The organism is Streptomyces aureus (genome assembly GCF_001418135.1).
GTDB lineage: Bacteria > Actinomycetota > Actinomycetes > Streptomycetales > Streptomycetaceae > Streptomyces > Streptomyces aureus_A.
The window spans coordinates 1-7,471 of the sequence record NZ_LIPQ01000442.1; the positions used below are offsets into that span (position 1 = coordinate 1).

A 7,471-nucleotide genomic window follows, 5' to 3' on the forward strand; every position below is an offset into this window, starting at 1 on the left:
GCCCCAGCCGGGCCCCGCCGGTCGGCGCCCGGCGTCAACGGGAAGGTGACACAAGGGCCTTGGGCTTTGACGTATCCCTTGTCACGGAGCGTGCGCCACCCCTAACTTGGACGGCTGCTGCTGTGTTTCAAGGGGGGCCCATGGCCGTACGCGGACGTCACCGCCGCCACCAGCCGAGCCGGATCAACCGTGCCTCGCTCACCGTGACCGCGGGAGGCGCCGGAATGGCGCTGCCCCTCATCGGCGCGGGCACCGTCCAGGCCGCCTCGCTCGACGTCTGGGAGAAGGTCGCTTCCTGCGAGTCGACCTCCCACTGGCACATCAACACGGGCAACGGCTACTTCGGCGGTCTGCAGTTCAGCCAGTCCACCTGGGAGGCCTACGGCGGCAGGCACTACGCGCCGCGCGCCGACCTCGCCTCCAAGGACCAGCAGATCGCGATCGCCGAGCGGGTCCTGAAGGGGCAGGGGCCCGGCGCCTGGCCGTCCTGCGGCCCCGAAGCGGGCCTCGCCCGGGGCGGGGCCGGCCCGGACACCACCCCCGGTACGGCGACCGCGAAGGCGTCGCGCGGCGGGAACGCGCCCGGCACCGCATCCCTGCCCGGGCAGCGCGCCTTATCCGAGCGGCCGGCCAGGAACGTCGGCCCGACCGCCGTTCCCACCGTCCGTGAGATGTACACGGTGACGCCCGGCGACTCCCTGTCGAAGATCGCCCGCGACGAGCGGGTCCAGGGCGGCTGGAAGCGCCTGTACGACGCGAACCGGCCCGTCGTCGGCGACGACCCCGACCTCATCCACCCCGGCCAGCGCCTGACCCTGCGCATCGCCGCCCCGAAGAAGCCCCCGACGAAGGCCCCCTCGGTCACGACGCCCCCGCCGAAGCTCTCGGGACCGGGCATCGCGCCACGAACGCGGCCCGCCCCACCGCCGACCACGAAGCCGGCCACGAAGCCGACCGCGAGGCCGGTCGCCCAGCAGCCCGTGGCGAAGCCGGTCACCAGGCCCGCGGCGAAGCCCGCGTCCAAGCCGGCCGTGAAGCAGGTGTCCAAGCCCGCCACGAAACCCGTGGCGAAGCAGACGTCCAAGCCCGCCGCGAAGCCCGCGTCCAAGCCGAAGACGAAGCCCGCTCCCCGGCCCGTGTCCACCCCCCGGCCGCCCGCCGCGGCGGAGCACCGCTACTCCGCCCCCGTCTCCGCCGGCATCGGCACCCGCTACGGCAAGCCCGGTTCCTCCTGGTCCAGCGGCTACCACACCGGCGTCGACTTCCCCGTGCCCACCGGCACCTCCGTCAAGGCCGTGGCGGGGGGACGGATCGTCTCCGCCGGGTGGGGAGGCGCGTACGGCTACCAGATCGTGCTCCGCCACGACGACGGCCGCTACAGCCAGTACGCCCACCTCTCCGCCCTGGCCGTCCGCGAGGGCCAGCGGGTCACCGCCGGCCAGCGCATCGGCCGCTCAGGATCGACCGGCAACAGCTCGGGACCGCACCTGCACTTCGAGGTACGGACGGGTCCCGGGTACGGCTCCGACATCGACCCCCTGGCCTACCTCAGGGCGCGCGGGGTCTCCCTCTGACCCCGCCGCTGGTCCGGAGTCCGGCGCACGCCCCTGACCCGACGCCGGAAGTGAGTCGGCCGGCCCCGTCATCCGGTCCAGCGTGAGCTGGATCAGGCCGCCGGCCGCCACCGCGCCGCTGATCAGGGCGGCGACGGTGCCCGCCGTGCCGTAGCGGAAGCTCTCGCCGAACAAGGTGAGGCCCACGGCCGCGGCGACCACCGGGTTGACCACCGTGACGGTGGCCAGCGGCGCCGCGAGCCCCGCGCCCCGGTACGAGGCCTGGGACAGGAGCAGCCCGGTCACGGCGAGCGCCGAGAGCACGAGCAGCGCGGTCCACTGGGCGAGCGGCGCGCCGGGCGTCCACTCCTCCGCCACGGACTTCGTGAAGACCGAGGCGATACCGAACGAGACACCCGCCGCGGCGGCCAGGACGATGCTGCGCAGCACCGACCTGCCCACCAGGTGCGCGGCCGCGAACAGCGCGGCCACCACCCCGAAGGTGCAGCCCGCGAGCAGCCACCGGTCGCCGTCGGCGAGGGACCGCGCCTCGGCGCCGCTCGTCAGGCTGAGCAGCCCGGCCAGACCCACCGTGGCCATCAGTGCGCCCCGCCAGGCCCGTGATCCGGCCCTGCGGCCGACGAACAGCGCCGCCATCGGCAGCGCGAACACGATCGTCAGCGCACCCAGCGGCTGGACCAGGCTGAGCGGTCCGTACGCGAGGGCCGCGACGTGCAGGGCCGCGCCGACGCCGTTGAGCAGGACGGAGCCCCACCAGGCCGGGCTGCGCAGCGGCGCGTAGCGCGGACCCGCGGCCGAGGCCGCGACCCGCTCCTGCACGATCGCCGCGGCCGCGTAGGCGACCGCCGAGACCAGGGCCAGGAGAACGGACAGCAGGAGGGGACTCATACCTTCCACGATCTCTCTTCCCGGCCGATCGCGTCGTCGTACCAGGGGACGTCTTCGCGGGTACACCTGGCGCAGTACGTGGGCCCGACGTACGCCTGGAGATGTACACCCGTGCAGGTCAGAACGGGTTCAAAGCGACTTTTCAGAGCTGTCCGGAGGCGCTCGCTGAGAGGCGCTACGGTGTTCGGAAATCGTCGGAACCGGACCCGCGGGACCGGCTGAGGACAGAACCGGGGGGAGCGCGGGGTGGATCTCGTGGAGAGCGGGTCGGTGGGCGGGTTCTTCGCCCTGCGCACCAGCCCGCCCGAGACCGGCGGAGCGCACCGCCCGCTCGCGCGCCTGTACGCGGGCGACGACGGACCCCTCCACGCCCGCGTGGACCGGGTCGCCGCCCGGCTCGGCGCCCCCGAGCGGCGCGTCGGGGCGTCCGTCGCCCACCTGGGGCTCGCCGCCCGGCTCTGGTCGACCGCCCTCGGGCCCGCCGCCCTGCACGGCCGCTTCCCCGCCCTCGACCCCGCCGAGCTGCACTGGGACGGGGCACTCACCTCGCCCGACGACCTGTGGTGGGCCGGCTCCGACAGCCGTCCGGCGTCCGTCGACGAGCTCCGCGCGGCCGTCCAGGAGGCCCACCTCGTGCCGCTCCACGCGGCACTCCGCCGCGACGGGCACATCTCCCCGCGCCTGCTCTGGGGCAACGCGGGCTCCGCCCTGGCCGGCGCCCTGCGCGAGCTGACCCGCTGGGCGCACGCCCACGGCCGCCCCGAGGCCGCCGCACGGGCCGCCGGCCTGGTCTCCGGACTCCTCGACCACCCCGACCTCGCCGGGACGGTCCGCGGCCCCCGGCTGCGCCGTGCCAGCTGCTGTCTCTACTACCGCTGCCCCGGCGCGGGACTGTGCGGCGACTGTGTCTTCGACCACGCCCCCCGAACGGGTTTGGAGGGGCGGCCCCCCGCTCCGTAAAGTTGCCGAGGTTGCCGTCCTGCGAGCCCACGGACGGTGACAGCCCACGAACGGTGACGTACGAGCGAACGAGGAACCCGAAGGCCATGACGGTGACCGAAGAAAACCAGGACTACGGGCCGGGTATCGACCCCGATCGCCTGGCCGTCTGCCTCAGCGTCCTCGACGAGCTCGACAAGCTGGACGTCGACCACCCGGACGCCATCCGCGTCCGGCGCGCCACCGCCGGGATCTACCGGACCGTGAAGCAGCGCCGCCGCCAGGAGCGCCGGGCGTTCAAGACCGCCAACGACAAGGCGGTCACCGAGGCCACGGCCACCGGCTCCGCGCAGCGCATCGACGACGAGACCGAGGGCATCCTGCCCTCCTCCGTCACCGAGGAGGGCCGGATCGCGGGGATACTCCAGCGTCCGCGCTCCTGCTACGTCTGCAAGACGCGGTTCGTCGAGGTCGACTACTTCTACCACCAGCTCTGCCAGAAGTGCGCCGCCGAGAACCGGGCCAAGCGCGAGGCCCGCGCCGACCTCACCGGCAAGCGCGCCCTGCTCACCGGCGGCCGGGCGAAGATCGGCATGTACATCGCGCTGCGGCTGCTGCGCGACGGCGCCCACACCACCATCACCACCCGCTTCCCCAAGGACGCCATCCGCCGCTTCAAGGCGATGGACGACTCGGCGGACTGGATGCACCGCCTGGAGGTCGTCGGCATCGACCTGCGCGACCCGGCGCAGGCCGTGGCGCTCGCCGACCAGATGACCGAGGCCGGGCCGCTGGACATCCTCATCAACAACGCGACGCAGACCGTGCGGCGGCTGCCGTCCGCGTACGCCGCCCTGGTCGAGGGCGAGAACGCCGCGCTGCCGGCCGGTGAGCTGCCCGCCCACCACGTGATCGGCGCCTTCAACTCCGGCGCGGTCGGCGAGCTCGTCGGATCGTCCGAGCTTCCCGCCGGCGTGCGCGACCTGGAGGCCCAGCAGGTCGCCGACCTGGCGCTCGTGGCGGGGAACGCCACCATCGCCAAGCACCTCGACGGCACCGCCATCGACGCGGGCGGCCTGGTGCCGGACGTCGTCGACTCCAACACCTGGGTGCAGAGCATCGAGCAGATCTCCCCGGTGGAGCTCCTCGAGACCCAGCTGTGCAACTACACGGCGCCGTTCATCCTCATCAGCAAGCTGCGTCCGGTGATGGCCGAGGCGGCGAGGAAGGCGGCCAGCGGACGTTCCTACGTCGTGAACGTCTCCGCCATGGAGGGCGTCTTCAGCCGCGGCTACAAGGGCGCGGGCCACCCGAACACCAACGCCGCCAAGGCCGCGATGAACATGGTGACGCGGACCAGCGGCGAGGAGATGTTCAAGACCGACGGCATTCTCATGACCTCGGTCGACACCGGCTGGATCACCGACGAGCGTCCGCACTTCGACAAGCTGCGCCTCGCCGAGGCCGGCTTCCACGCCCCGCTCGACCTGGTCGACGGCGCGGCCCGCGTCTACGACCCGATCGTGCGCGGCGAGGACGGCGTGGACCTCTACGGCTGCTTCCTGAAGGACTACGCCCCCGCGAACTGGTAGAAACCGTCCGCGATCGGTCGTACAAGCGGTTTCCGTCGTCTGAACAAGAGCGCCTCACCGGCCAGGTGGGGCGCTCTTTCGGCTCGGTTCACCCGATTGCGTCACAGTTCGGAGCCCGGTAGAGCGCGGGCGTGCTCATTTGGTTACTCTGATGTTCACGGTCGGCCACCGAGGAGACACACCATCCTCACGGCCTTCCAGGGACAGGCCTTCCACCAAGGCCGCGGTCCCGCCCGACGAACGGCGCCACCGCGACCGACCGGCACTTGTCCTACAGATACGTGACACGAAGGAGTGCGCGGTGACACCAGAACTGACGAAGCAGGAACCGCGACCGGCCGAACCCAAGAAAGACCGGCCGCGCAGGAACGGTGAGCTGGGAAGCCTCGACGTGTGGGCCCACGCAGCCCCGATCCGCCTCGCGGGCTACGAGGACGACCTCGCCGAGCCCCACATCCTGCCCGGTATCGACTGATCCCCTGCTTCACCCCGGTGCCCCCGGCCGTTCGCGGCCCGGGGGCACCGGTGCGTTCAGCGGGGCCCGCGCGCCGGTTCCCGCAGCCGGGTCGGCGGCAGGTACTCGCGTACGAGCGTCCGGTGCCACCAGGCCCCGGTCGCCCGGAGTTCGCGCCAGGTCGTGTACCGGTAGCGGTAGAGCCGGGCGCGGACGAACGCCGGTGGCGCGTCGGGGAACGGGTTGTGGGCGAGCAGCCGCAGGGTGTCCCGGTCGCCGTCGAGCAGCCGCTCGACGAACGGGCCGAACCAGTCGCGCGCGTACCCCGGGCTGAGCGCCGCGAACCACATCAGCCAGTCGAGCCGCAGATGGTACGGGGCGAACTGCCGCGGCAGCCGGCGAGGATCACCGGGCTTGCCCTTGAAGCCGTACTCCCGCCACTCCGTGCCCGCGTGCGGGACCGGGTCGTCGGTGCCCTCGACCACGATCTCGTCCCTGATCCGCCCGACCGTGCCGAACGCCCCGTAGGTGTTGACCAGGTGGTACGGGTCGTACGAGCGGTTCATCGCCTGGTTCCGGGAGAGCAGGTTGCGCACCGGGCGGTAGCTCCGCACCAGGACGAACGCGGTGACCGCGACGACCAGGACCACGTACCAGAGCGGCGGATCGGGCCGGGGACGCTCGCCGGTGACGGGGGAGGCGTCCACGACGGAGAGGGCGAGCACGATGGTGATCCAGTTCAGCCAGGCGAAGTTGCCGGAGAGCACCAGCCACAGCTGGGTCGCGATCATCAGACCGGCCGCGATCGTGGCCACCGGCTGCGGGGTGAACAGCAGGAACGGCACGAAGAGCTGGACGACGTGGTTGGCCGCCACCTCCACCCGGTGCAGGGGGCGCGGCAGACGGTGGAAGAACCAGCTCAGCGGACCGGGCATCGGCTGGGTCTCGTGATGGTGGTAGAGGCAGGTCAGGTCGCGCCAGCACGGGTCGCCGCGGATCTTGATGAGCCCGGCGCCGAACTCGACCCGGAAGAGCAGCCAGCGCAGCAGGAGGAGCACGAGGACGGGCGGCCCCGTGTCGTCGTTGCCGAGGAAGACCGCCAGGAACCCCGTCTCCAGGAGCAGCGACTCCCAGCCGAAGGCGTACCAGGTCTGGCCCACGTTCACGATCGACAGGTACAGCGCCCACAGGACCAGCCACAGCAGCATCGACACCGGCAGCGGCACCGCGTCGCCGGCGCCCGCGAGCAGCGCGAGGGCGAGCGCGGCGCCGGACCAGGCGACGGCCGCGAAGAGGCGGTCGGAGTAGCGCCAGTGGAAGAGCGACGGAGTGCTCCGCGGCCGGGTCCTGCGCACGTACTCCGGTACGGGGAGCATGCCGCGCTCCCCGATCAGCGCCCGGAACTGCAGGGCCGCCGACAGGAACGCCACGCAGTACAGCCCGGCGAGGCCCCGCTGGAAGACGATCCGGCTCAGCCAGTGGTCGGGTGCGGTGAACCACTCCATCACTTCCAGTATCGGCCCGGGATCACGTCCTGACGAGGCGCCGCAGCGTCCGGCCCAGGTGACGCGCGTACGCCCGCTGCAGGAGGGGGATCACGGGGCCGCCGAGCCGGGTGTACCAGGCGGCGGGGCGGCTGAACGCGGTGACCGCGAACCGGACCGTGCCGTCCGGATCCAGGTGGACCATGAAGGACTCCTCGCCGCACTCCGGATGCCCGGCGAGGGTTCCGTAGGCGAAACCGACGCGCTGTTCCTCGTACGCCGTCCAGATCACCGAGCAGGGGGCGCCGAGCCGGAACGGGCCGAGGCCCGCCGATATCTCGACGGTCACGCCGGGCGCGGCACGCTCGGAGTCGGCGAGGAGGCGCGCCCCGGTGGCGCGGTGCATCCGCCAGGTGGTGACGGCGGCTCCGGCGGCCTCGAAGGCGGCCCGGCCGTGGCCGACGACCGCGCTGTGCCGCAGGTGGTGGTAGCCCCCGGGGAGGGCGTCCGGGGTGCGGGTGGCGGCGACCTCGCGGTAGC

The 7,471-nt window shown here is 72.8% G+C and carries 7 protein-coding genes; 4 read left to right on the forward strand and 3 right to left on the reverse strand.

The genetic code is table 11. The features are described from left to right. The first annotated feature begins 140 nt into the window (after positions 1 to 140). Entirely contained in the window at positions 141 to 1,574 is a 1,434-nt protein-coding gene (locus tag AOK00_RS30085; RefSeq protein ID WP_055603378.1) for a transglycosylase family protein, read from the forward strand. On the opposite strand, the gene AOK00_RS36470 is transcribed toward AOK00_RS30085, so the two are convergent. After that, complete coding sequence (locus tag AOK00_RS36470) at positions 1,455 to 2,462, reverse strand: DMT family transporter (RefSeq protein WP_079042272.1); 1,008 nt, start codon at positions 2,460 to 2,462, stop codon at positions 1,455 to 1,457. The genes AOK00_RS30085 and AOK00_RS36470 overlap by 120 nt on opposite strands. A 246-nt stretch (positions 2,463 to 2,708) precedes the next feature. Between AOK00_RS36470 and AOK00_RS30090 the strand changes: the two genes are divergently transcribed. The 3 genes from AOK00_RS30090 to AOK00_RS39550 all read left to right on the forward strand — a co-directional run bounded on the left by AOK00_RS30090 (position 2,709) and on the right by AOK00_RS39550 (position 5,468). Beyond that, on the forward strand, positions 2,709 to 3,422 hold the full coding sequence (locus AOK00_RS30090) for a (2Fe-2S)-binding protein (RefSeq protein ID WP_055603379.1): 714 nt from the start codon (positions 2,709 to 2,711) through the stop codon (positions 3,420 to 3,422). A gap of 86 nt (positions 3,423 to 3,508) precedes the next feature. Next, the gene (locus AOK00_RS30095) at positions 3,509 to 4,993 is read left to right on the forward strand and encodes an SDR family NAD(P)-dependent oxidoreductase (RefSeq protein WP_055603380.1); all 1,485 of its coding nucleotides are present in this window, start codon (positions 3,509 to 3,511) and stop codon (positions 4,991 to 4,993) included. 301 nt (positions 4,994 to 5,294) lie between these two features. Next, positions 5,295 to 5,468 (forward strand): hypothetical protein, encoded by a 174-nt coding sequence (locus tag AOK00_RS39550; RefSeq protein WP_173861674.1) that lies wholly within the window; start codon positions 5,295 to 5,297, stop codon positions 5,466 to 5,468. A gap of 56 nt (positions 5,469 to 5,524) precedes the next feature. On the opposite strand, the gene AOK00_RS30100 is transcribed toward AOK00_RS39550, so the two are convergent. Both AOK00_RS30100 and AOK00_RS30105 read right to left on the reverse strand, forming a co-directional pair. Further along, on the reverse strand, positions 5,525 to 6,952 hold the full coding sequence (locus AOK00_RS30100; protein ID WP_055603381.1) for a lipase maturation factor family protein: 1,428 nt from the start codon (positions 6,950 to 6,952) through the stop codon (positions 5,525 to 5,527). Positions 6,953 to 6,974: 22 nt separating this feature from the next. Continuing rightward, positions 6,975 to 7,471 (reverse strand): DUF1990 family protein (locus tag AOK00_RS30105; protein WP_055603382.1); only part of this gene is annotated, 497 nt, incomplete at its 5' end.

Bases quoted from the DNA above. Each gene is read 5' to 3' on its own strand.
- AOK00_RS30085 (WP_055603378.1), top strand. From the start codon at position 141: ATGGCCGTACGCGGACGTCACCGCCGCCACCAGCCGAGCCGGATCAAC.
- AOK00_RS36470 (WP_079042272.1), bottom strand. From the start codon at position 2,462: ATGAGTCCCCTCCTGCTGTCCGTTCTCCTGGCCCTGGTCTCGGCGGTC.
- AOK00_RS30095 (WP_055603380.1), top strand. From the start codon at position 3,509: ATGACGGTGACCGAAGAAAACCAGGACTACGGGCCGGGTATCGACCCC.
- AOK00_RS30100 (WP_055603381.1), bottom strand. From the start codon at position 6,952: ATGGAGTGGTTCACCGCACCCGACCACTGGCTGAGCCGGATCGTCTTC.